25 protein-coding genes, 1 tRNA gene and 2 pseudogenes are annotated in these 24588 nt (G+C 41.8%); 24 read left to right on the top strand and 4 right to left on the bottom strand.

What is annotated here, in order from left to right; translation table 11 throughout:
* The 14 genes from AB5642_RS11740 to AB5642_RS11805 all read left to right on the top strand — a co-directional run.
* The coding region (locus AB5642_RS11740) for a hypothetical protein (RefSeq protein ID WP_207746652.1) at window positions 1-188 on the top strand (188 nt) is incomplete at its 5' end.
* Entirely contained in the window at window positions 163-540 is a 378-nt protein-coding gene (locus AB5642_RS11745) for a DUF4313 domain-containing protein (RefSeq protein WP_173718615.1), read from the top strand. The genes AB5642_RS11740 and AB5642_RS11745, both read left to right, overlap by 26 nt.
* A 100-nt stretch (window positions 541-640) precedes the next feature.
* Window positions 641-898 (top strand): hypothetical protein, encoded by a 258-nt coding sequence (locus AB5642_RS11750; RefSeq protein ID WP_227199254.1) that lies wholly within the window; start codon window positions 641-643, stop codon window positions 896-898.
* Window positions 888-1295, top strand: a complete 408-nt coding sequence (locus tag AB5642_RS11755; protein ID WP_118584267.1) for a hypothetical protein — start codon at window positions 888-890, stop codon at window positions 1293-1295. Before AB5642_RS11750 ends, AB5642_RS11755 begins: the two co-directional genes overlap by 11 nt.
* 18 nt (window positions 1296-1313) lie before the next feature.
* Window positions 1314-2009: a Cas9 inhibitor AcrIIA9 family protein gene (locus tag AB5642_RS11760; RefSeq protein WP_118584266.1), complete on the top strand. Its 696-nt coding sequence runs from the start codon at window positions 1314-1316 to the stop codon at window positions 2007-2009.
* A gap of 2 nt (window positions 2010-2011) precedes the next feature.
* Window positions 2012-2539 carry a hypothetical protein gene (locus AB5642_RS11765; RefSeq protein WP_118584265.1) on the top strand — a complete coding sequence of 176 codons (528 nt, stop codon included), beginning with the start codon at window positions 2012-2014 and terminating at the stop codon, window positions 2537-2539.
* Entirely contained in the window at window positions 2536-3561 is a 1026-nt protein-coding gene (locus tag AB5642_RS11770; RefSeq protein WP_368371642.1) for a DUF5688 family protein, read from the top strand. Before AB5642_RS11765 ends, AB5642_RS11770 begins: the two co-directional genes overlap by 4 nt.
* An 82-nt stretch (window positions 3562-3643) precedes the next feature.
* Entirely contained in the window at window positions 3644-4645 is a 1002-nt protein-coding gene (locus AB5642_RS11775) for a DUF5688 family protein (protein WP_173718613.1), read from the top strand.
* A gap of 46 nt (window positions 4646-4691) precedes the next feature.
* Entirely contained in the window at window positions 4692-5672 is a 981-nt protein-coding gene (locus tag AB5642_RS11780) for a DUF5688 family protein (RefSeq protein ID WP_173718612.1), read from the top strand.
* 62 nt (window positions 5673-5734) lie between these two features.
* Entirely contained in the window at window positions 5735-6868 is a 1134-nt protein-coding gene (locus AB5642_RS11785; RefSeq protein WP_173718611.1) for a hypothetical protein, read from the top strand.
* A gap of 25 nt (window positions 6869-6893) precedes the next feature.
* Window positions 6894-9047 (top strand): PcfJ domain-containing protein, encoded by a 2154-nt coding sequence (locus AB5642_RS11790; protein WP_173718610.1) that lies wholly within the window; start codon window positions 6894-6896, stop codon window positions 9045-9047.
* A gap of 35 nt (window positions 9048-9082) precedes the next feature.
* Window positions 9083-9709, top strand: coding sequence for a single-stranded DNA-binding protein (locus tag AB5642_RS11795; protein WP_173718609.1), 627 nt, complete (start codon window positions 9083-9085; stop codon window positions 9707-9709).
* 259 nt (window positions 9710-9968) lie between these two features.
* Window positions 9969-10148, top strand: a complete 180-nt coding sequence (locus tag AB5642_RS11800; RefSeq protein ID WP_118581334.1) for an excisionase — start codon at window positions 9969-9971, stop codon at window positions 10146-10148.
* Window positions 10149-10230: 82 nt separating this feature from the next.
* A complete protein-coding gene (locus AB5642_RS11805; RefSeq protein WP_173718608.1) occupies window positions 10231-11466 on the top strand; it encodes a site-specific integrase in 1236 nt (411 codons plus the stop codon).
* Between the two features lie 222 nt (window positions 11467-11688).
* Here the strand turns inward: AB5642_RS11805 and AB5642_RS11810 are convergent.
* Window positions 11689-11784 (bottom strand): annotated as a pseudogene (locus AB5642_RS11810) (DUF6783 domain-containing protein); the annotation flags it as partial.
* Here AB5642_RS11810 and AB5642_RS11815 point away from each other — a divergent pair.
* From AB5642_RS11815 to AB5642_RS11825, 3 genes and pseudogenes are all read left to right on the top strand, one after another.
* Window positions 11740-11835: pseudogene (locus tag AB5642_RS11815) on the top strand (DUF6783 domain-containing protein); the annotation flags it as partial. The pseudogenes AB5642_RS11810 and AB5642_RS11815 overlap by 45 nt on opposite strands.
* Before the next feature lie 137 nt (window positions 11836-11972).
* A tRNA-Arg gene (locus AB5642_RS11820) sits at window positions 11973-12044 on the top strand.
* Window positions 12045-12096: 52 nt separating this feature from the next.
* Entirely contained in the window at window positions 12097-13023 is a 927-nt protein-coding gene (locus tag AB5642_RS11825; protein ID WP_227199258.1) for an SH3 domain-containing protein, read from the top strand.
* Between the two features lie 202 nt (window positions 13024-13225).
* Here the strand turns inward: AB5642_RS11825 and AB5642_RS11830 are convergent, their stop codons facing one another.
* Complete coding sequence (locus AB5642_RS11830; protein WP_173718606.1) at window positions 13226-14659, bottom strand: polysaccharide deacetylase family protein; 1434 nt, start codon at window positions 14657-14659, stop codon at window positions 13226-13228.
* 411 nt (window positions 14660-15070) lie between these two features.
* Between AB5642_RS11830 and AB5642_RS11835 the strand changes: the two genes are divergently transcribed.
* Window positions 15071-15667, top strand: coding sequence for a zinc dependent phospholipase C family protein (locus AB5642_RS11835; protein WP_118581340.1), 597 nt, complete (start codon window positions 15071-15073; stop codon window positions 15665-15667).
* A gap of 344 nt (window positions 15668-16011) precedes the next feature.
* Window positions 16012-18216 carry an NlpC/P60 family protein gene (locus AB5642_RS11840; protein WP_237925816.1) on the top strand — a complete coding sequence of 735 codons (2205 nt, stop codon included), beginning with the start codon at window positions 16012-16014 and terminating at the stop codon, window positions 18214-18216.
* Window positions 18217-18442: 226 nt separating this feature from the next.
* Here the strand turns inward: AB5642_RS11840 and pduL are convergent, their stop codons facing one another.
* Window positions 18443-19081: a phosphate propanoyltransferase gene (gene pduL / locus AB5642_RS11845; RefSeq protein ID WP_173718604.1), complete on the bottom strand. Its 639-nt coding sequence runs from the start codon at window positions 19079-19081 to the stop codon at window positions 18443-18445.
* A 130-nt stretch (window positions 19082-19211) separates the two neighbouring features.
* Between pduL and AB5642_RS11850 the strand changes: the two genes are divergently transcribed.
* Window positions 19212-20099 (top strand): leucine-rich repeat protein, encoded by an 888-nt coding sequence (locus AB5642_RS11850; protein ID WP_173718603.1) that lies wholly within the window; start codon window positions 19212-19214, stop codon window positions 20097-20099.
* Window positions 20096-21556, top strand: a complete 1461-nt coding sequence (locus AB5642_RS11855; RefSeq protein ID WP_173718602.1) for a VWA-like domain-containing protein — start codon at window positions 20096-20098, stop codon at window positions 21554-21556. Before AB5642_RS11850 ends, AB5642_RS11855 begins: the two co-directional genes overlap by 4 nt.
* Here AB5642_RS11855 and AB5642_RS11860 read toward each other — a convergent pair.
* On the bottom strand, window positions 21516-21722 hold the full coding sequence (locus AB5642_RS11860; protein ID WP_308768481.1) for a DUF6783 domain-containing protein: 207 nt from the start codon (window positions 21720-21722) through the stop codon (window positions 21516-21518). The genes AB5642_RS11855 and AB5642_RS11860 overlap by 41 nt on opposite strands.
* Between AB5642_RS11860 and AB5642_RS11865 the strand changes: the two genes are divergently transcribed.
* Genes AB5642_RS11865 through AB5642_RS11875 form a run of 3 tightly spaced genes read left to right on the top strand, consistent with a single transcriptional unit; the run spans window position 21654 to window position 24574 of the window.
* On the top strand, window positions 21654-21812 hold the full coding sequence (locus tag AB5642_RS11865) for a DUF6783 domain-containing protein (RefSeq protein ID WP_308768409.1): 159 nt from the start codon (window positions 21654-21656) through the stop codon (window positions 21810-21812). The genes AB5642_RS11860 and AB5642_RS11865 overlap by 69 nt on opposite strands.
* Window positions 21809-23320: an AAA family ATPase gene (locus AB5642_RS11870; RefSeq protein ID WP_173718601.1), complete on the top strand. Its 1512-nt coding sequence runs from the start codon at window positions 21809-21811 to the stop codon at window positions 23318-23320. The genes AB5642_RS11865 and AB5642_RS11870 overlap by 4 nt, the downstream gene beginning before the upstream one ends.
* A gap of 9 nt (window positions 23321-23329) precedes the next feature.
* Window positions 23330-24574: a transglutaminase domain-containing protein gene (locus AB5642_RS11875; protein WP_173718600.1), complete on the top strand. Its 1245-nt coding sequence runs from the start codon at window positions 23330-23332 to the stop codon at window positions 24572-24574.
* The last annotated feature ends 14 nt before the right edge of the window (window positions 24575-24588 follow it).

Below are 24588 nucleotides of genomic sequence, written 5' to 3' on the forward strand. Positions count from 1 at the left end.
TCGGAAAGCCGTGTGAGGGAGAACCTCATGCACGGTTTGATGAGGGGCGGATGAAAATTTCATCCGCCTACTCTACCAAGAATTTCAGAGACAAAGGGCGCAAATACGAAAGAAAGGAGAAGATTGATAGTTCAAAAAATATAAGAATATCGGAGGATGAACATGGAACAGAAAATTTTGCAATATGAAGGACCGGTTAGAAACGAAGAAATCGTTCTGAAAGTAGCTTCCTATGCGTATGGAAACCAGCTTTTTGTTGGAATGATGAGACCAGGCGAGGAAGAGGAGTCATATGGTGATCTGACCATAAACCTGCCCTATGAAGACGTAGAGAGAAATGAAGCATTTATTTCGGACCTTAATTGGAAGTATAAAATTAAGTTTATCCGCAAATATAAGCTTGGGAGAGTTCGGCGAAGAGTAGGACATTCCGGATATTGTACTTATCGTCTGGTTCAGTTTAATTTGAAAAAGCTGGCAGAATACGATCCGGAAGGTGTGGAAAAGTTTCTTGCGGAACAGAAAGGAGAACACGCGTAAATGGAAAATGCCGGAAACCGAAAAATGTTAGAACTATAAAGAAGGTGATGGCATAAGAAATGAAGAGTATGCAGGCTATTATTGTCTGGTACTGGCAATCGTGTGTGGGCTGAACGCAGCGGAGGCCTGGAAAATCTATCAGTATGGACCGGATCATCCACTAAGCAAAAAGATACTGAAGCGCAAAATCAGGGATTCCTCCCTGAAAAAGATGAAGAAAAAAGAGCAGGAGAAAATGATGAAAAAGCTGTTTCTGGAAGGCTACAGTAAAAACGCAATTGCAGATGCGTTTGAATGCTTACCGGAAACCGTAACGGCGAGAATCAAAAGAGCAGAGGAGGACATGAATGGAACATAGAAATATAAATACAGTTGGAACGATATTTAATGACTTTTTAGGCTTGTACACAGGAGAAAGACCTGTTGGAATCCATGAGCTGATCCAAAAATATGACAGGCATCCGGTCCTGATGGGATTGTTGTCTAATGTGGATTCTGTTATTTATGTGGATGTTAAAAAGGCCATGTATGAGATTTATCCATTTTACAAGAAATACAGACATCGTGCATTGGATGATAGTGTGTGGAAAAACATTGTTGAGAGTGCGGAGACCCTTGAAAAGAAGTGGAATGGAAACCTTTGGGTACGCCGGGTAATACTGAATCTGGTGAATGAGCTTGATAAGGAATCCCAGGAAGTGCAAAGAGCGGCAGCTGGAGGAAATGTAGAAAATCATGCATCCAAAGCGGCATAATGACGGGAGGAGCTTTATATGCTGGAAAAATTGGCGAAAAGCATAGAGGAAGTAAATGTCCTGGCAGAACATTACCGGACCTGTCAAAATGTAGCGGCAATTGAAAGCCTTGCAAAAGAATGTTTCATATCCAAAGAGGACACGGATGCATTTATAGCAGGAAAAAGCTGCTGTCTGTTGAAAGTTCCATTAATGGGGCAATCCGGTTCAGTAACCGAAAAACTGACAGAAGAAATGCTTCTTTTGCAGGATTCAGGGTATGCGACCGTGCTTGGCACGTATCTTTTAGACCTTGCCAGAAAAGATCCTGTTATGAAAGATGTGATCCTCCAGCCCCATAAGACGCTGAGACACTGTATCGAATATGTCCATGAAAAAGCATATGAGACGGCACTGGAGAAAGCAAAGAAAGAGGGAAAAACTGGTGTGGGGCAAAATGCTGGTATAGCGATTGGCTCTACAGAGGTATTTGCCTGGGTAATAGACTATTACCTGTTGGATGACCGTAAAGACATGGAGAAAAAAGCGCAGGAAGAAAAAGATACAATAAAGAAAGCCTGGGAAAGAGCGGAATCAATCAGGACATTGTCAGCAAAATCAAAAGATTCAGATACGAAGAAAGATGTTTCGGAAGATGCAAAGGTGGCAGCAAAGCCAGCAACGCAAAAGAAAGAAGAACCGGAGCAGCTTTCTTTATTTAATTTAGGAGCCTGAATATGATTGCATACAAAGGGTTTGAAAAAAATTTAAGTTGCAGGGGTTATCAATTTAAGCGATATGGGATCAATGAGACAACGGAAGCAAATTGCAGACAGAATGGATTCCATTGTGCGGAAAATCCGCTGGATTGTCTGGTCCACTATCCAAATTGGAAAAAATCCACTTACTTTATTGTGAAAGCATTTGGAGATCTGGATGAAGATGACCAGGATACGAAAATCTCATGCACCAAGATAGAACTGATAGAGGAATTGGATTTTCCAACGCTTTTGTTACGAGGGGCAGCGTATATGGCAATACATCCGGACCGCTCATGGTGTAGCCTGGTTTGTAAAGAAACTGGCACAGGGGAAAACGGGTTTGTAGTTGTACGTGGAAAAAACCCCAGAGCAAAAGGGCGGAAAAATGATCTTCTTATTTTTGTCCAGGAAGAACCAGATAGCAATGAGATCACCATTATAAATCAGATCTGTGTGGATGGCGCAAGATATAAGGAAGATCAATGGTACGGAATTGCAGATTGAAAATTGGATGCTGGATCAGCGGTCATAGAGAAACCGCAGAAAGGATTATTACGATGAAGTTAGGATATTTGGAATTTGTTGAGGTATTAAGTAAACAGCTTTTGAATGCTTTGAACTTACAGGAACAGCAAATATTTTTTAAAAAGAAAGCCATAGATAATAAGGACCGCTTGTTTGTGGAGACATTTGAAAATTTAAGTGGAAAGCAACTATGCGGTATTGATGTGAAAGATTTATATGAGCGTTTTATGGAAGGAAGTTCAATGGAATCAATTTTTTATTCTGTACAGGAGGAAATTGAGAAACTAAAAACGGTTGGCATGTTAGAGGGCAAGATGACTCCTGACAGTTATCAAAAAATCAAAAAATACCTTTTTGTAAAACCTCTTAACAAGAAAAATCATTCGCTTGAGATGGAAGATGCAGTGCATGAGGATGTTGGCGATATCGCTTGTGTCCTGTATATGATGCGTAGTAACACGAACGAGTATTTTACAGGCATAAAGATAAAAAATAAGCATTTGGAACAATGGGAAATGACAAAAGAGGCTGTTATGGAAGAGGCATTTAAAAATACCTACCAGATGGCACCCCCTCTCCTTTATACAAATCATGGGAACGAATGGGGAGAACCCTTTATGGAGAATGGAGCATCCTGCTTATCGAAAAGTGACAGAGTTAGGGGAATTCAGCTTTCTACAAATGCTGAAGAATATGGAGCTGTTTCTGTATTTTATCCTGGCGTTCTTCAAAGACTGGCACAGCTTATGGCAAGTGATTTGTATATTGTATTTACAAGCAGGAACGAAGGGGTAATTTACAGTGTAAATGAGAGTAATTTAGAAAATATTAAGGCTGAACTCAATGAAATGGTAATCAAGTATGGAAATGGTATGGTGTATGAAGACGATTTATTGTCAGAAGAACTCTACTACTATAGCAGAATCGAAGATAAGATTTCTGTATATATGGAAAAAGTAAAGGTTAGCTTTACTACGGTTAATTTAGCGGAAGAGCACTGATTATTGGAAAAGCAGGTAGGGCTGCACAATAGTTAAGTAAGCATTATGTGTATGAATCCTAATGAAAGGAAATGAAAATACTATGAGTGAAATTTTTAGTTATGAGAAGTTTATTGAAAACTTAAGAGGGTATCTGTTAGATGCTTTAAATCTGCAAGAAAAACAGATTTACTTTGAAGCAAAAGATGAAGAGGGAATGACTCCGAATGGAGACCGTTTATTTGTGGAATGTCGTGTAAGTTCAGAAGGGAAAGAAGTATGTGGAATTCATACAGAAGAATTATATGAGGATTATCTGGATGGTGTTTCGATAGATAAAATTGGAGATACTGTTACAGAAGAAATTAAAAAACTAAGTAAAGCAGGATTCTTCGAAAAAACAAAGAATGTAAATAATTATTCAAAAGTGAAGGAGGATCTTTTTATCCGTCTTTTGAATAAGAAAAAACATGAAAAGGCATTGGAAAATGCGGTGTATAAAGAGGTGGACGGCATAGCCTGTGTTCTGTATATGAAAGTGGGTCAGTGTAATGGCCGTATTTCGAGCATGAAAATCCGCAAAGATAGCCTGGTAGAATGGGGGCTGGATGAGAATGAGGTCTATGAAAATGCACTCTTAAATACCTATCTTCTTACACCACCAAGGATTTATCAGTGGGAACGTTTAGTTTTAAATCCTGATTATGATGGAGAGGACTTTATGGCCTATGGCTACGATAATTATGGAATGAGGTTGTGTGGCGAACGCGTAGGCTATTGTTTATCAACGGATAAGCGTACAAATGGAGCTGTGGCTGTTTTCTTGCCTGGAGTGGCACAAAAACTTTCAGAAATTTTGGATGATGATTTTTATATTGTATTTACAAGCATTCACGAAGCGATGATTCATCCGAAGAGCAAGTGTTATCCAGAAGGCTTGGAAAGAATCCTGAAAGAGACAATTGAAGATGCTACCCCAGACGAAGATTTTCTGGCAGATGAAATATATTACTATGACAGATGCACCAGGAAAATTGCAAAATGGGATAAGGTGGTATCAAGGGTAACCTTACCTGTCGGCCGTGTTGAACTTGTTCCGGTATGAGAATGTTCGGAAACATTTGAAGAATTATAAGAAAGGAAAACTTAGTATGCACGTAAATTTAACATACGAACAGTTTGTGCAGGAATTACGAAACTGGATCATAAAAGCTACTCATCTCCCAGAGGACTATGTTTTCTTTAAGAAAAAAGAGAAAACCGGAATAACCGCAAATGGGGATCGGTTATTTGTAGTCTGCGCTGAAACGGATTCTGGAAAAGACATCTGTGGGATTTTTGTGGAAGAGCTTTACCAGGATTATGCGGAAGGGACTTCCATGGAAAACATAGAAGCAAGGGTGAAGTGTGATCTGGATAGAGTAGGAAATATGGAAAATACCAGATATCTGAATGATTATGAAAAAGTCAAGGAACATCTTTTTCTGGGGCTTTTGAACCTGGATCAGCACAGACATGAACTGAAAAATGCCGTATATAAAACAATGGGAGACATTGCAATCACGTTATATGTGCATGCAGGAACCTTGAAGAATGGGATTACATATTTGAAAGTCAGATCGGAATATTTGGAAGCATGGGGCCTGGAAAAAGACGATGTTTTACACGAGGCTCTTTTAAACAGTTATCGTATATTGCCTCCAAGAATCTATGATTTCAAAAAAATGATGTACACTCCGGGTTATGCTGGTGAGGACTTCCTGAATATGGATCCTTATTTTATTTCGGATAAGAAAAAGAAGGAGGGAATCTGTCTTAGCGTAAAAGGACTCTCAAATGGTGCTGTGGCAGTTCTGTATCCAGGCGTGATAAAGAAACTGGTGGAATTCATGGACGGGGGTTTTTATGTGGTATTTAGCAGTGTCCATGAAGCCCTGATATACAGTTCAAAACTTTGCAGCCTGGAAGAACTTGAGAATTTACTAAGAACTTCTAATGCAAGAATGACATTCCAAAAGGAGTTTTTAACGGATAAGGTCTATTATTACTGCAAGGAAGAGGATAAATTTATTATGCTTCGAGGCAGTATGAAAATGTTAGTTACAACAATCCGTATGGATGAGGAAAATTAAATGACAAGGAACGGGATACGGCAGGAATTTCCTGCCGTATCTGTCGTTAAGAGGAGATGAAAATGTCCGAGGAATACAAATACAATTTATTGACGCAGGAGCTGCTTCTTCAAGGATATACGACAGAAAACCATCCCGACTATGTTCGAATTGGAATCGGAAAGATGGGAAAATCCCCCCTTGAAAATTCGGATGGTGGATTTGTTTATACCGACGAGTATCTGGAAGAGAAAACTTTTATGTCCGGCTGTGGGCTGTATGTGAAATGGGAAAATTGTATAGACCGCTTGGAGTATATGAATGAGACATTTTGCTTTGAAAACGATAATGTGGCATTCCGATGCCCATGGCATAAGAAAGATTGTGAACGGAATCATCCATTATTAAAGGAAGATGAATTTTGCGTCTGCCATATGGTATCGGATTACCAGTATAAAAAAAGCGTGGAATATCTGAAAGAACAGGCAGACAGGAAAAAAGAAGAATTGTTTCAAAAATTTAAGGAACAGCATAAAAACCGAATTTGTAAGCTGCACATGTTCTATAACTACGACAAGCAGAAATGGAGCCTGCAGTATGATCCGATGAAGTGCAGATGCGGTCCAGGAGATTACTGTACGCTGCGGGGCAGACCTCTTTCCGAAAAGACAGGGAATATCTACTATGATGTAAAGGTATCTACAATCCGAAAAGACGATACCTTTTTTGCTGGTGAACCTGTAGTGACGATCACAAGGGGAAAGAAATTTCTGCAGGGCAAGGTTCCGGTCGATATCTGTGAGGAAATTGCAAAAAGAAACCGGGAGGATATTTTTAGAAAAGAATGGTTCAATGGCTATTCTATGCAGGCGTTGTATGATCCGGATTTGAAGGTGGAAATTTTGAACATTAGAGTTGCTGCACGATTGACGCGCGATAAGGCACAGGATCTTGAGGATGAGAAAGCTGGAATAAATGTTGGATATGAAGCAGATTCTGTGAAAGCGAAGAAGAAGTGGAAACAGGAACGAAAAGAGAAACGCCTGGAGCAGGTAAAAAGAAAGCTTGTGAAAAAGGGCTGGGAGTCTCTGAACGATACGGAACAAAGATTTATGAAGAAGAGACTGTCTGCTGAACAGATTGAAGCGTTGCAACAGGAGTGGGTTACGGCAAATGAGCATAAGGATGAGGCTGAGCAGTTAACCTTAGATTTATAAAATAACTTCAGAAGGGATGAATGAAATGGAAAAACGAAAGCTTAAAAAAATGAAGGTATTGGAACCATCAAAGGAGATGGTTTTGGCGGCAGAAAGTGATATACCAGTTATCGGAAATATGGCTTATGAGAGAATGAAATATCCAATTGGTTTGTTCATTCAGGCGGAAATGGACGAAAATATTTTAAAAATAGGTTTTTTTATTACAGATATTTTGACCGCAGGAGGAAGAAGGCCTTTATATACCCTGTTCATTGATAAGGCAAAAGATTGCTTCATAGGGTATGATTACCGGTTAAAAGGCTGGACGAATAAAATGTTGGATAAAATTGAATGGCCAAGCGGCATAAAATATAGTCATGCATGGTGTGCTGCAAACAGTCTGGATCAGATATGGGAAATTCTGGGCGAGGAGTACAAAAAAGATAATGTGTATTATGCTATTTTACAATTTGAAGAAGGAGTACGCAGAAGAAAAAGAATACAGAAAAACCGATTGCGTACACAGACCTGGGATCAGGTGATGAATTGTGTGAAGAATACACCGAAAGACTGGGATCGGTGGATGAAAAAAGTAGGGATTACACAGAATTATATTTTCTATAAATACTCCCGGAAAGAAAGTATGACAGGTTATTGTACCTGGTGCGAAAAGAATGTGCCTGTAAAAGCTGTAAAACATAACAAAACAGGAAAATGCCCTAATTGCGGGCATAAGATCCAGTATAAGGCAATCGGAAAACAGCGTATGGTAAGTTCGCGTGAGGAAACGGCATATCTGTTACAAACGTGCGGACAGAATTTTGTCGTTCGTGAATTCAGAGCTAGTGTGAAATATGATATGCTGGCATATACGAAACCAATATATAATTGGTGGGAACAACGCAGATTTGTCTATGATACAGATCTTAATAAAAAAGAGTTTTATTATGGATACTACCGTGGAACAGATGAACATAGGTGGATTCAGGGAGAACTCTATCCGAACCGTCCGTATTATTGGGGCTATGAACCGCGTTATCCAGGACGTATCTATAAAAAATCCCTTCATGGAATTCAAAATAAGCAATTTAGAAGAAGTGGATTTTATGAATTAATTAGAAAAAGTGAAAAGATAGAGCCAATCTATTATTTAGATCGGTTAAGCTGGTATCCCTATTTTGAACAATTGGCAAAAGCCGGACTGGATCAGTTAGTGGATGACATTTTGAGTACTGGAACATCTATCTATTTCCAAGAAGCAGACTCTTTAGGACATGCACTGGGGATTGATAAATTCCGGCTAAACAGACTTCGGAATAACAAGGGTGGACGCATATTTCTTGAATGGTTGATTTTTGAAAAAGGATTGGGAAAGGTGATCAAAGATGACGTGATTGCCTGGTTCTCAAAATGTAAGATTAACCCGACAGAACTATCATTTATACTAGATCGAATGAGCCCGGAACAGATAAAGAATTATTTAGAAAAACAGGCAGAAGAAAGTGAAAAGAAACCGAAAGATCTTGTGGGTACCTGGAAGGATTATCTTGATATGGCTGAAAAACTAGGCCTGAATGTAAAAGATTCCATTGTATATCGGGTACGAAAGCTGGAACTGCGGCATAATGAAGTGATCCAAATGCTGAAAGATAAAGAAATGGATTTGAAAGCAGATGAGATCGTGGAAAAGTTTCCTACAATAGAAGCGGTTTGCGAAAGTCTGAAAAAATATGAATATAAAAATCAAAAATATCAGATTGTAGCACCGCGAAGCGTCAGGGATATTTTTGTAGAGGGAAATGAACTAAAGCATTGCATTACTGGAAAGGAAACTTATTTTGACCGTATGGCAAAACAGGAATCCTATCTTTTGTTTCTACGAAAAACAGATACTCCAGAGAAACCCTATTATACATTGGAGGTGGAACCTGATGGAACAGTACGCCAGAAGCGGACTTATTTTGACCGTCAAAATCCTGACATTGAGGAAGCAAAAAAATTTTTGGTAAAATGGCAGGAGCAGCTTGTGCGTAAGCTCAACAAGGAAGATAAGATCCTTTCACTAAAGAGCCGGGATCTTCGGAAAAAAGAAATCAAAGATTTGCGGAAAAAGAAAGTAAAAGTGAATGGATTTGGATTCACTGGAAAGCTGCTTGCGGATATTCTGGAAGAGGATTTGATGGAGAACGCCGCATAAAATGGTAAACAAAAGAGAGAAAGGATAAAGATACTATGGCCTATATAATGTTTGATGATAACCAGGTTGTTATCACTGGTAAGATTGTAATGGATTTTACATTTAGTCATAAGATTTGTGGAGAATGCTTTTATAAGACGGAGCTTCAGGTTAAGCGCCTCAGCGATTCTGTAGATACAATTCCGGTGCTGATATCGGAACAAATTGCAGATATTACGAAGAGCCGCGTTGGTGAATTTGCGGAAATTTATGGGGAATTTCATTCACATAATCTACGTGAAGAAAACCATACTCGATTAGAGCTTTATGTATTTGCCAGGGAAGTGAAATTTGTAGAGGTAAATGACTCTAAGACGGATTACACAAATCGAATTCTTCTGGAAGGTACAATCTGTAAACCTACAGTTTACCGAAAAACCCCTCTGAAAAAAGAAATTACGGATCTGCTTCTGGCTGTGAACCGGTCTTTTGGAAAATCAGATTACATACCCTGCATTTGTTGGGGGAGTACCGCCCGCTATGCGGCTGATCTTAAAGTGGGAACCCGTGTGATGGTCTGGGGCAGAATCCAAAGCCGGGAGTACAAAAAACGGATCGAGGAAAATGAAACTCAGAAGCGAATTGTATATGAGGTTTCAATAAATACGCTGGAGGTAGCGTAAATGTTGAGTTTATAACTTTTTATGATAATTAAGCGATAATAATAAAACTTTAATGCTACATATTTGAAACTGTGATGAAATTGACACATAGTTTCATGGATGATATTATAAAAATGGTATTTGGCAGTAGATGCTGCATAAACTCTTATCTCGGTTAGGTTCGGGATGAATGGAAATAACGGTAGTGTGTGCAATTGCACCCAAAAATCACGAAAACGTTGATTTTTGGGTGCTTTTTTTGATTTGGGAGGTGATTATTATGTCTGAGAAATATTTGCTGACGATTGATGAGGCTGCTGAATATTTCAACATTGGTAAAAACAAACTGCGCGATATGATAAAAGAACCTTGCTGCAATTTTGTGCTTTTCAATGGTAAGAAAGCGCTTATCAAAAAAAACAGACTGGAATCATATTTAGATGAAACTGTTTATTTATGATTGCAGGAAACGGAGGTGTGTGATAAGATTAGTGCTATAAAAAATAACATTTACGCACCTCTAGTTAAAAAGAGGTGAAAGAATGGGAAAAAATTTAAAAGGAAAGGAATTGGGAAAAGGCATTACACAAAGAAAAAACGGGGTGTATCATGGAAGGTATGTAGACCGTTTTGGCGCCAGAAGATCCGTCTATGGTACAACGGTGAAAGAAGTAAAAGCGAAGCTGGCAGAGGCGGAACTAAACGAACAAAAGCTGTCAAATATTGTTGATGAAAAAATAACATTGGATGAGTGGTACGAAAAATGGATGCGGGTTTATAAAGAGCCTGTTGTCAGGCTCAGTACAAAAACTACATACAATTCAATGTATAGAAGGTTGATTTCACCAGTTTTTGGAAAAACTCGTTTAGTAAATATCACCAAATTGATGATTACAGATTTAGTGAATAATATGTCAAAAAAAGGATATCAGTATGAGTCTCTGAACAAAGTGAAGGTTCTTCTTATTGATATGCTTAATAGAGCAATGGAAGATCAGTTCCTTATCCGCAATCCAGCAAAAGGTGTAAGATTGCCAAAGAATAAGCCGCAGAATGAGATTAAGGCACTCAGCAAAGAGGATCAGACAGACTTTTTTGAATGTGCCGCCGGTACATTCTATAATAATATGTTTGTTGTTGCTGTAAATACTGGTTTACGTCCGGGAGAATTGTATGCGCTTACGGAAGAGGATATTGATTGGAAAAATAATGTTATTCATGTGAATCGTACGCTGTTGTATCAGAAACTGGAGGGTGATGAGTGTAAGACATTTCATCTTGGTCCCCCAAAGACAGAAACAAGCATAAGAACAGTTCCGATTAATTCATATTGCCGTAAAGCACTAGAAAAACAGATTATTCAGCATAAAATTGTAATGGCGAAAACGTGTAGGAAGAATTTGGAATTTCCTGATTTCCTGTTTACTACGAAGCTTGGGACTCCATTAAATGCACAATTATATTGCGATGCAATTGAAAGAATCGTGCAGGAAGTGAATCTGATGAGGGATCCGTTGGATTTGATGGAAACTTTTTCAGGACACTGCTTCAGACATACATTTGCTACTAGATGTTTTGAAGCTGGAATTGTACCAAAAACAGTGCAAGCGTATCTTGGCCATGCTTCTCTTCAGATGACAATGGATTTATATACTGCGGTTATGGAGCATAAAAAAGTGAATGATATGCAACTTCTTGAAGATTCAATTGATCTCCCTGATCCGGCAGCTGAGATAAATTTAGCTAGTAATGAAAAAGTTATTAAATTTTGTGGATGATACCGTGGGGTAAAAATGGGGTAGTGCAGAAAAATGATATGGCGTAGAGCCTTGGAATCCCTTGATTTTACTGGATTTATTGTAACCAGATGGGGTGCAAATAAATGTAATTATTACGTCTATCAGAGCACCCCATACGACCTCTACGGAACACCTGATTTTTCCAGTATTTCCAGGGGTTGAGAGAGTGGTGTATTCCACGTAAATTATTATAATTTCAAGCTATTTATTACGAAAATGGAGTAAAAATGGAGTACTAGAGCGTGTTTGAAAAAGGCTTTCTGCAAGATGTGCGTCACAATTTGTGGGAGATTTTGCCCGGATGAGGGCGGGGCTGTCTATTTCCCGACAGCCCCTTTTCAAAACTGACATAACTATTCCGTCAAAAGAAAAAACTTTACATCCAGTCGATATTGTGCTATAATTTTTTAGTCGAAGTGGTTGTATATGAGGTTGCTGTTTAAATGTTAGACAGTAACTAATGATAATGCAGCTTTCGAATTTATGCACCTGTAGCTCAGTGGATAGAGCAGTGGTTTCCGGTACCATGTGCGGGGGTTCGATTCCCTTCAGGTGTATTGCCTGGAACGATCGGGCGTTCCGGTGCGTTGTATTAAGGAGGACAAGAACTTGGATAATTTCAGAGAATGGTTATCAGATAACCTTCGCTATTTTATGCTTGGCGGAGCGATTCTGTTAATCGTGGTTGTCCTGTTTTTCGGTATCCGTGCATTTATGGGAAGCGGGAAGGGCGATTCCAGCAAGGATACAGCCGATGAGCAGGTAACAGCAGACAACGACCAGGGAAATGTTCCTTCTTCTCCGGCAAATGATGGGGAGACTGACGGGAAGAAAGACGCCAATCCCATGGAAAAAGCTAATGAAGAGATTACTTCATTGATCAAGAGCTATTACACAGCTCTGGGGGATAAAGATATTACCAAATTGCGTACATTGGTAGATAATCTTGCACCGGCAGACGAGTCTAAGATTACCAATGCCAAGTACATTGAAGGGTATGAAGCTGGTGATATCTACACGAAAAAGGGGCTTGATGACGATTCCTATGTAGTATATTCCTGTTTTTACTACATCTGTCAGGGGATTGATACAAAGGTACCTGCGCTTGCTGAGTTCTATGTGGTAAAGGACACAGACGGGAACTGGAAGATTGACGGCGCTGCTCACGATGACAGCGACGAGATAACGAAATATGAAGTTTCTTTGCGTCAGGATGACGACGTGAAGGAGCTGAAGGCCAAGGTACAGAAGCAGTATGAGGATGCACAGACTGCAGATCCTGCACTTGCTGCTTTCCTTGATGGTCTTGGTGAGGATGTCACAGGATCTGCAGAGACAGCCGATGGAACTACGCTGGTAGTGACAGAGGATTGTAATGTCCGTGCAGCAGCCAGCAGTGATGCAGAAGTGATTGGTGGATTGTCCGCTGGGACAGAAGTAGTCAAGAAAGGTGAGAGCGGAGACTGGATCCAGATTGACTATGAAGGCTCTGAGGCGTATGTTCACAGCAGCCTTCTGGAAGAGAAAACTGAATAAGTATAAAAGAGGAATTGTCATGATGGCAGTTCCTTTTTTGCGTGTTTGAAAAAATATATAGAATAAACCAGAGTATAGTTGCTGATTTCCTGAAAACGATACTCTGGTTTTTATGTAGTGCTATATTATGATACCAGTGTCAAAAGGTCAAAAAGCCGTTCGTGCTTGCACGATAAGGCGTTTGAACTTGGGACACGCCAAATCAAAACGATCCATAAGCGGTTCCGTTTTCCAATGTAATTCCCTTTGCAGCAGCCAGCTCGCTTACTGTTACCAGCTGATAGCCCTCCTGCAGCAGCTGCGGAATAAAAATTTCAGCAGCATCCACAGATTCTTTGAAAATATCATGCATTAAAATAATCTGTCCATCACTGGCGTTGTCCATTACATTCTGTACTGTGGAATCTGCATTCTGTGTTTCCCAGTCCAGAGTATCCACAGACCACAAAATCAGAGGCCTTGCTGCAGTCTCTGCTACGGTGTCATTGTAAGAACCATAAGGGGGGCGCACAACAGTGGCAATGTGCCCTGTGAGATCCTGGATCAGCTGATCTGTGCGGGAAAGCTGACTTGCAGCATCATCGGCGGAAAGCGTGGTGAGATCCGGGTGATCATAAGAGTGGTTTCCAATCTCGCATCCAAGCTCCTCCATACGCTTTACAGGTTCCTGAAAATATTCCACTTCCTGACCTGCCAGGAAAAAAGTAGCTTTTACATTGTTTGCTTCCAGACAATCCAAAAGACGGTCTGTAAAATCACTGGGTCCATCATCAAAGGTGAGGGCAATCATCCCCTTTGGCTCCGGAGAAACAGTCGGTTCCGAAGTAACGGAGGCTTCCGGTACAGGGGAGACTTCTGATGCTGCAGAAGAGGCTTCAGAAGGATCATCGACTTCGGAAGAAGCTTTTCTGGAATCTTCATTTCGATCAGAAGAAATATCAGCTTCTGCAGCCGGTGTGGAAGCACCTGTCGCAGAAGCTGTGAGATTGTCAGCATTCGAAGAATCTGATGTAGTATTCATGTAGAATACAAGATCCTGATTGGAACTATCATCTGCCGTCGTCGGTTCACCCTGTTGTGCACCGTCAGCGCCAAAGTGATAAATTTTGCCGTCTATTGTCACGTCACCAGTCTGAAGAACTCCATCTGCATTGAGGTAGTAGCGCTTGCCATCAAGCTCAAGCCATCCGGTCTGCATAACGCCTTTGTCATTGAAGTAATAGCGGTGTCCGTCTGTATCTGTGAGCCAGCCTTTATAACCTTCTCCGTTTACCATGAAATACCAGTTACTGTCAACTGGCGTCCACACCCCCTGGGAAGCTTCCGGAGAGACTTCGAAAGAAGTGTCTGAACCTGAAAGGGTATCAGGTGCCGGGGTATCTGCGGCAGGCGTTTCGGTGGGAATGACATCCTCCGGTGTGTTCTCCTCTTCTGCATCGGTATTTTTAGCTGCCGCACCACCAGATTGAATCTGGGAATCATCTGTATTTCCAGCTACGAACATGTCCGGGATCTGGGTATCTGTAATGGGTGAGTGCGAAGCGGAAGACTGGGTAAAAGAAACTCCGCATGCAAGACACATAAGAACAGCAGCTATAGCCAGCCCCTTATTCGTCCGTGGTTTATGGCCAGGCATATAATTCCTCCTTTATGTAACGATTTCATGATGCCAGTGTATTTCATTACTGTTCACTGGCAGCATTTCATTTTTTTGATCATGTTACGGTTCATTTCGTGACCAGCAACACGCTTTGTTATGTACAGAAATCATGGGTCTGCATGATTTTCAGCTGTACAGTAACCTAATAATACAATATATGACGAAAAAAAACAAGACCGGCTTACGCGCTGAATCTAATTGTGCAATTTAACGATATATTGGAAAATATTTCACAGAAAATCAGAAAATGTTTATTTGAAATTTGACAGAGATTCTGCTATATTAAGTTGTGATAACGATGATTTGAAAAGCAGATACAAAAGCTTTTTACAGTTTATTGTTTTTTATCTGTTACAATGGATAAGAACAGGAAAGAAGAGGAAGCGGTTGCGTAAAAAATCCCATATACTGGTAGCCAGATATCTGGCAGACCAGATGCCTGCCACTAAGAGTCTGCAGTCCCACAGAAAGGCGTTCTGCCTTGGAAGCATTCTTCCGGATATCAAGCCATCTTTTCTTACAAAGAAGCATGAATATTTCGGCACCTTCGAAGAAATCCAGGGTAAGATGAAAGCTCTTATTGACAATGATCCCAAAGAAAGCAAGGAGCGCGTTTACTGGCGCAGGTTTGGCGAAGTGATGCATTATATGGCAGATTATTTTACATTTCCCCATAATAAGAACTTTACCGGGAATCTGTACGAGCATAATAAATACGAGAAGCATCTTAAGAACCATCTGAAGCGTTACATAGAGAGTGGGGCAGCAGATCGTATGGTCATTCTTCCAGTGAATTTCGGAAGCTTCAGGGAACTGGTGGAGTACATTGGAAATGCCCATGAAAGATATCTTCTTAAGGAGCGTAATATTGCAGAGGATGTTCAGTATATTCTCAGAATCTGTTCACAGGTTATTCATGGAATCCTGCAGCTGGCTGCGAAGCAGTTTGGCAGAGAGGATATTCTGATTCCGGCTGCATGCTGATAATGGGAAGAGCCAGTGCCGGGAGATCACAGCAGTTTGTCTGTGAGTACCGGCACTGGTATTTTTTTGTACAGCAGGAAAAATGAATTCTTCGCTGCTGCGAAAAAAGCGGCATTTAGCAAGTGGGAAACGCTTTCACTTAAATCTGTACAGAAATTGTGAAGAAAAAATAAAAAATCACGAAAATACATCTGTATATTTTGAGGATAGTTGATTTAGAAGGGTTAGTATGCTACAATAATGCATGTTAATACTTAATGCGAACTGTCTTTAAGGTAAAAATGCATACCTTTATATAGGGGAGTAAAGGGATGTTCATGAATAGAAGGGAGCATCTTTTGAATATGAAAAATAAATATCTGACAAAATGTTTATGTATTACTATGGCAGCTGCTATATCCTTTACAGGAACGGCCAGTGTTTTTGCCTCAGAAGAGACAGCCTTGTCAGAAACAGAAACAGCTGCCCGAGAAGCGGCAGCAGAGCCGATTTCATCAGAGCAGGCATCGGCAGAGACGCTTTCCGCGCCTCCGGAGACAACGTCAGAGCCGGCACAGGCACCTGCAGAGTCTGTACAGACACCATCAGAGCCCACAGAAACACCAGCAGAGCCTACACAGATTCCATCAGAGCCTACTACACCAGATCATATACCTACAGTGACACCGGCTCCAAGTGAAACACCAGATCATACACCTACAGTGACACCGGCTCCAAGTGTGACGCCAGATCATACACCTGAGGTGACACCAGAACCAAGTGCGACACCAGAACCAAGCGTGACACCAGAACCTAGTGCAACGCCGGACGATACCCCCACAGTGACACCAGAGCCTAGTGCCGCACCTGAGGTGACACCCACTGTGACTCCTGGACTTTCAGCAGAGAGCCAGAAGAAGGTAAGTGCCCTAATCAAAGACATTGATAAAACCTTCAAGCAGGAATTAGATAAGAAAAAGAAGAAAAAAGTCAAAGCCCTGAGAAAGACCTATAACAGCTTTTCAGACCAGGAGAAGGCTGCTGTTACTAATTACAAGCTTCTTACCGATATGGAGAAGACGATCAGCCAGCTGTCCGGGGCAGCAGACGATAAAGATGCAGATAAGATTGACAGCACTACAACGCAGGCACTTAATGGAACCCCAGTCTACTATGCATCTAATCTTCACGCAGGCAAGGAATTTTATCTGAACAGCCTGCAGGAGAACTATCAGCTGTCATTTTCTGATGATTTTGCAGATGTTATGGAGCAGATTGAGACAGAGTATAAGGCTGCCAATCAACTGACAGATGTATCTGATTCCGAAGGTGGTGTTACCACATCCGCAGATACCCTTCTTGTACGCAACTGGCAGGATATACTTGCCATATATGTCTATGAGAAGAGCCTTGATGGTGCCACTTCTTTTACGCTGGATTCTTCCTGTAAGGATGATCTGGCAGCTATTTTTGCCAGAATGAATCCTGTTGTGAAGGACGAAAGTAATTCTAACAGAGTTACATATGGAAATTACCATATTAACCATTACATTAAAGAAAATAAGATCCCCAAGGATGAGAGGGGAATTTTGAAGAAATATCTTGAAACAGACTGCAAGCTTCTTTGTGCAACCGTTACAGCAGCCAAGGGCTTTGTAAGACAGAGTGTTGGCGATGACGTTTCAGAAGAGCGTGTAAATGTAATTGCAGCTGCTTATTCACTGGTTGGTAAGGTGGGGTATTTCTGGGGCGGCAAGTCTACTGTAATCGGAATGGATCCAAGCTGGGGCGCAGTACAGCAGGTAAGCGCAGAAGGAAGTCAGAGTACCGGTACTTTACGTGCGTATGGCCTTGACTGCAGCGGTTTTGTTACCTGGGCAGTGATCAATGGCTATGAGAATCAGGCTATGATCGCAGCTGTAGGAAGCGGTACCTCAGACCAGTGGGGCAGAGCGAACGTGGTAAGTGAAGCAGATGCCCAGCCAGGTGACCTGGTTTTCCAGAGAGGACCAGAAGCCGGAAGTGCCAACCATGTGGGTATTATCTGTGGAAAAACTGACGCAGGAGACTGGATCGTTGTACATTGTTCTTCCAGCAAGAATGGAGTTACAGTAGGAGAGGCTTATAGTGCAAGCTTTCGTTACATTCGTCAGCCATCCTTCTATCCGAATGCACAGCAGGTAGAAGAAATGAGGCAGAGTGGTAAAGCTATAGCCAATACCCAGTATATCACAGGAATTGACGTATCCAATAACCTTCAGGATCTGATTAAGGCGAACCTTGTTACAACAGGAGATATGGATACGGTTACCATAGATGCTTCCGGAGACGGAACTGTTTCACCGGGAAGCCTCTATGTCGCAAACAGCCTTCAGGAATTGTTTGATGCAGGACAGCACGTAAGTGTATTTAGTAAGGTGACATACGGAGATGCCGCAGAGATGGAAGCTGGCAGTAATGAGGCAGCAGGTACTGCGGGAGTTAATAAAGCCCAGACAGTAGATTTTTCCAGAATTATGGTTACCAATTCTCTTCAGGAGCTGTTGGCGGCGACAATTGGAATTCAGTGACGCAAAAGTGCTTCCACACCCGGATTCGGGCAGGAAGCACTTTTCATTTGTATAGACTGAGTGAACAGATTACAGAATTGATTTTCAGACAGGCTCCGGGAGGCTGTGACTGGCATATGCTGCTGCAAGAAAATGGAATTACTGTTCACTCTGTTCACAAAAAACACCTTGCGGAATGTCACCAGTGAACAATAATAAAATGGAGTCACAGAGTATGCCCTGACATTTAGCGGTTAATACCGGACAATACGTCTTCAATCCATTTATCCGTATTATAGTTATCATCAAAGAATTTTACGATTACCCCATAAGGTTCTTTTTCATTGGAAAAAGCATTGGCCTCATCGGTATCTACGTGCATGGCAAGGCGGTAACTCCAGTCTACACGTACTACCACATCTGCATAAATAAGAGCGCGGCCGAAGCTTTTGGTCAGGACAAAAACTTCGTCATTATCTTTGACCTTCAAAGTAACAGCATCTGCCGGAGTCATGTGAATGTGACGTTTGGCAACAATGACACCGTGATCAAGGATAAGTTCGCCCTTGGGTCCGATGAGAGTGCAGCCAGGGGAGCCGACAGTATCACCAGACTGGCGGATAAGACCGGGAAGACCGATCTTGCGGGTATCTGTAAGGGAAAGCTCAATCTGGGTTTCTTTACGAAAAGGACCTAGAATGGCCATATTCTTATACTCACCTTTAGGCCCCTTTACGGTAAGACGTTCCTGGCAGAGATACTGTCCAGGTTGGCTTAATTCCTTTATGTAATGAAGCTGGGCATCCTCTCCAAACAGGAGTTGGAAATCCTCCTGGGAAACATGAATATGCCGTGCTGAGGTTTCAATCGGTATTTTAATGCTCATGGAAATTCCTCCGATATTATATAGAGTGTGAACATCAGTACTGTTTTAACACTGCAATAGATTAAGTTTAATATTAATGAGAAAAAATAGCAAGCCTTTTTTTACAGGCACATATACAGGAGTGTATGAAATGAAAAAACATACAGACAGCGGTTTTACCTTTGATATTAAGGAAGATCATGCTGCAGTAATGGAAATTGATGGGGATCCCCAGATTGTGGAAATTCCGGAACAGATCGACGGAGTACCGGTCACAGAACTGGCTGAATATCTTTTTTCCGGGAAAAGCTGTCAGGTCATACGGATTCCCTTGGGAGTTCAGAAAATAGGCCGTTACGGTTTTTATAACTGTCGGAATCTGGAAGAGCTATGGTTTTCCAGTGATTTTACTGATCTTGGAAGTGGAGCTTTTACAGGGTGCCACAGGATCCGAAGAATGGAAGTTTTGATGAATGATGAACAATCCGGGCTGAAAGAGATCCTTTCAGAAGTTGGGGAGGAGCTGCGGGTACATTTATATGGAAAAGTGGAAGCCATGCTTTGGTTTCCGGAATATTATGAGGAAGGTGTGGAAAATACTCCTGCCAGGATATTGATGACTGAGGTGCATGGAAGCGGTCTGTATTACAGAAACTGCTTTCAGGGAAAAGTATTTCATTTTCTGGAGTATGACAAGCGTTTTGAGATGGCGAGAGCCCAGGAATCATCAGATTTCCTGAGAGAAATGGTATATGGCAGACTGAACTGGCCGACAGGGCTGACAGAACAGGCGAAAATACAGTACGAGCAGTACCTGAAGGAGCATATAGAACAGATTGCTTCTGATTTTATCCGTCAGAAAAGAGGAGAAGAGCTGGAATGGCTTCTTCACACGTATCCCCTGGAACCTGGGCAGAAAGAACTGTTTACAGGTCTGGTAAATCTGGCAGACAAAGTGAAATCTCCGGAGATTTTAAGTATGCTTATGGAGTACCAGAGACTGCATTTTCCATCGAAAAGGAGAAGTTTTGAACTATGAGTGGTTCAGAAGAGAAAAAATTGAATTCATTACATGAGGAAGATTCGTTATATAAAGCGCAGGGGGGAAAAGCTGCTTACCAGATAAGTCCGACATATGGGCAAAATACTTTGTACAAGGTAAATCCGGTACATGACGCCTGGGATCGTGCGTTGGCGGCAGAAAGCATCTGCCAGGATATTTTGTCCAGTGCCAGAAACCAGTTGTACCTGAATATGCGCTTTATGGACTGCGCATTGTCAGCACTTTTCTTTCAGGGAGATATGGGCGTTCATCCTGTTGGAACGGATGGAACTGTCCTGTACTATCAGCCGGAAGAACTGATGGAACAGTTCAGGAGAAGCCAGGAAAAGGTGAATCGAATCTATCTTCACAGCCTTTTACACTGCATTTTTCTCCACTGTTTTCCAGAGAAGGATGAAGAAGGAAATCCTGCTGTGGATGTCCAGTACTGGAATCTTGCATGTGACATTACAGTGGAAAATATCATTGACGGGCTTTATCTGAAATGTGTGCATCAGCCGGCATCTATGGTGAAGAGGCAGGCGTTGAAGCTGATACTGGAAGAGGGAAAGGTAATGACGGCTCAGAGAATTTACCGAAGGCTTCAGACTCTTCATTTGCCGGAAAATAAAATGCAGGAGCTGCGCCGTGAGTTTACTCAGGATGACCATGGTAAGTGGTATGAAAACCATCCAAACAGTCCTCAGATGTCCCAGCGGAAAAAGAACTGGGACGACATCCGCAACCGCATGCAGACAGAGATGGAAACTTTTTCAAAAGAAGCGGGAGAAGGCGGAGAAACTCTGGTAGACCAGCTGCGTGCCCAGAATCAAAATCGCTATGATTATAAAGAATTTCTGCGGAAATTTTCTGTTTTGAAAGAAGAAATGAAAGTTGATATGGACACTTTCGATTATATATTTTACAATTATGGAATGAATCTGTATGGCAATATGCCGCTGATCGAGCCCTTAGAAACGAAAGAAGAGCGGAAGGTGGAAGATTTTGTGATCGTTATTGACACTTCCATGTCCTGTAAAGGAGAGCTTGTCCGGAAGTTTCTGGAGGAAACCTACAGTGTGCTCAGTGAATCTGAGAGCTTTTTCAGGCGGATTCACGTACACATTCTTCAGTGTGACGAGAAAATCCAGTCTGATGTGGTGATTGAAAATGCCATGCAGTTGAAGGAATATATGTCCCATTTCACAGTGAAAGGAGGGGGCGGCACAGATTTTCGCCCTGCTTTTGCCTATGTGGAACAGCTTATGAGAGCGAAGAAGTTTACAAAACTTCGGGGACTGATTTATTTTACAGATGGTTATGGAATTTATCCGGCAAAAATGCCTCCGTATGAGACAGCTTTTGTATTTATGAAGGAGGATTATCAGGACATTGATGTGCCGCCATGGGCGATCAGGCTGATCCTTGATGAAGAGGATCTGGAGTCTGTTTAAAAAGTCTTTCTGTGTCAGATCTCATGTAAAGCAGGATATGTAGATTAGAGCCTGTTTGAAAAATCATTCCCGCAATCTGCACGCCCCACTTTGCGGTATATTTTGCCCGAATTCGGTTGCCGTAGCCCGCTACGGCGCCCTCATCCGGACAAAATCTCCCACAAATTGTGACGCACATCTTGCAGAAAGCCTTTTTCAAACATGCTCTAGAATAGTACAGCCAATCTGTAAAGACGAGGAGAATATAATATTATGAACATCAAGCGAGCGAAGGAAGAAATACGCAATACAATAGAAGCTTACCTTTTGAAAAATGAATACGGGGAGTATGAGATACCGGTTATGGCCCAGCGCCCTGTTTTTCTTATTGGCGCCCCTGGAATCGGCAAGACACAGATCATGGAGCAGATTTCCCGGGAATGTAAGGTGGGACTGGTTTCTTACACCATTACCCACCATACCAGACAGAGTGCAATTGGACTTCCTTTTATTTCCAGAAAGAATTTTGACGGAAAAGAGATGGCAGTTACAGAATATACCATGAGCGAGATCGTAGCATCCATCTATGAGAAAATCCAGGAATCCGGCCTTCGAGAGGGGATTTTGTTTATTGATGAGATCAATTGTGTTTCCGAGACACTGGCACCTGCCATGCTGCAGTTTCTTCAGTGTAAAACCTTTGGAAGCCACAAGATCCCGGAAGGCTGGCTGATCGTAGCTGCCGGGAATCCGCCGGAGTACAATAAATCGGTCCGTGAATTTGATGTGGTGACCATGGACCGTGTGAAGAAAATCCAGGTGGAGCCGGATTTTGACGCATGGAGAGAGTATGCTTACGCAAAAGGCGTTCACCCTGCAGTGATTTCCTATCTGAATACAAGACCGGCTAATTTTTATAAGATGGAGAGCACAGTAGATGGCAAAAATTTTGCTACTCCAAGAGGATGGGAGGATCTGTCCAGACTGATACGGGTATATGAAAAACTGGAGAAAACCGTGGATAAGGACGTGGTAGTCCAGTATATCCAGCATCCGCAGATTGCAAGAGATTTCGCCAGCTATTTGGAACTTTTCTACAAGTACCGTACGGATTATCAGATCGATGAGGTTTTAAGCGGCCATATTGATGATATTCTGGTAAAAAAGGCGGCACATGCTTCCTTTGATGAAAAGCTGAGTGTCACCGGACTTCTTCTTTCCAGACTGAACAAAGCCTTTGGAAAGGTGAAGGAAGAGGAAGAAAAGCTTGTCAGCATTTTTGATATTTTAAAAGAGGCGAAAGAGCCTCTTATGGGAGCGCAGAAGGAGCAGCCGTTGGTTTATCTGGAGGATGTAAAGAACCGCTTCCAGTCAGACTCATTGGCAAAGAAGAAAGCAGGGCTTTTGTCCAGGGAGGACCTCCATCATGACCAGCAGGTTCTGGATACCCTGGAAAAATATGTGATGGATCTGAAGAAAGAGAATGTACAGGATGGCCAGTCTGCTTTTTCCCTTCTCAGAGGCTGGTTTAATGCGGAAAAAGAAGAATATGACAATGGTTTTGACAAGGCGGCGAAGCAGCTTGAATATGCTTTTGATTTTATGGAGAGTGCTTTTGCGGGTGGACAGGAACTTGTGGTATTTATTACAGAACTGAATACCAGCAGTCCTGCAGTGGCTTTTCTTCAGGAATATTCCTGTGAAAGATATTACCGCTACAATAAGGAACTTTTATTCCGGGAAAACACCAGAGATATTCTGGAACGGATCCGGCAGCTTGGGTAAGGAGGCTGAATGAGAAAAAGAAAACCATGGAAATTTATTTTTATTCTTCTGTTTGCAGTGGCAATTTCCCTGGGAGTCTATGTTTATCAGCAGCAGTATGAGCCGGACGATTTGTTTGTAAAGGTGGGAGAGGGAATTCTGGATAACGCTCCGGAGATTTTTTCCGGAGAGCCGAAAGAAGTCCAGGAACTGCGGAAGCAGGAGGTGGCAGATACCGACACACAGGGACTGCGCCAGGAATACTATTTTAGTCAGCTGAATGAAGAAGAACAGCGGGGCTATCGGGAAATAATAGAAGGAATCCGGGCAAAAGAGAAAGAATTTTACCTTACGATCTATGAGGATGACACTGTAAATAAGGTTTACCATGCGGTGCTTATGGATCATCCGGAGCTGTTCTGGGTGCATAACCGGAAGCAGGTATATAAAACAACCTTCTCAAATGCCAATTATTGTATGTTTTCTCCTGGTTACAGTTATACGGATGAGGAAATCCAGGAGATACAGGCAGCTGCTGACAATGCCTGTCAGGAGGTAAGTGCATTGGTCTCAGAGGAGGCGGATGATTATGAAAAGGCGAAAGCAGTTTATACTTATCTGATCGATACTGCCGAATATCAGGAATCTGAGGACGACCAGAGCATGGCAGGAATCTTTTGGAGGAGGCAGGCAGTGTGTGCCGGATATGCAGGGGCTGCTCAGTATCTGCTGGAATATCTTGGAGTGCCCTGTATTTACGTGGAAGGCAGTACTGCCGGAAGTACAGAGGGACATGCCTGGAACATTATTACTTTAAATGGAAATGATTACTATTTTGATGCGACCAACGGTGACCAGCCGGAATTTCTGGAGGGCGATGCAGTCCAGCTTGCAGAACATAAGACAATCCTATATGATTATTTGTGTCCATTCCCGGAGGAGTATGAGATGACATATACACCCTCTGATGAATTTACGGTTCCGGCGTGTTCTGCAACAGATATGAATTTTTATGTGCTGAACCAGGGCTGCTTTGACAGTTATGACTATCAGGAAATTCTGGCATACTGTCAGATGAGGCTGAATAACGGGGCTGCAGTAGTGAGGTTTAAATTCTCATCACAGGAAGCTTTTGAACAGGCCAGAGCAGACTGGATCAATGGAGATGCCATTCAGGAGGCTGCAAGATATTATATGACTATATATGGAATGAGTCAGGTAGAGTATCATTATGGAATTTTGGAAAACATGAAAACTATCTATTATATGTTTTAAAAGGAAGAGGTATA

The organism is Ruminococcus sp. 1001136sp1_2201st1_G3_2201SCRN_220225 (genome assembly GCF_040924365.1).
In the GTDB taxonomy this organism is placed as follows: Bacteria; Bacillota; Clostridia; order Lachnospirales; family Lachnospiraceae; genus Blautia_A; species Blautia_A faecis.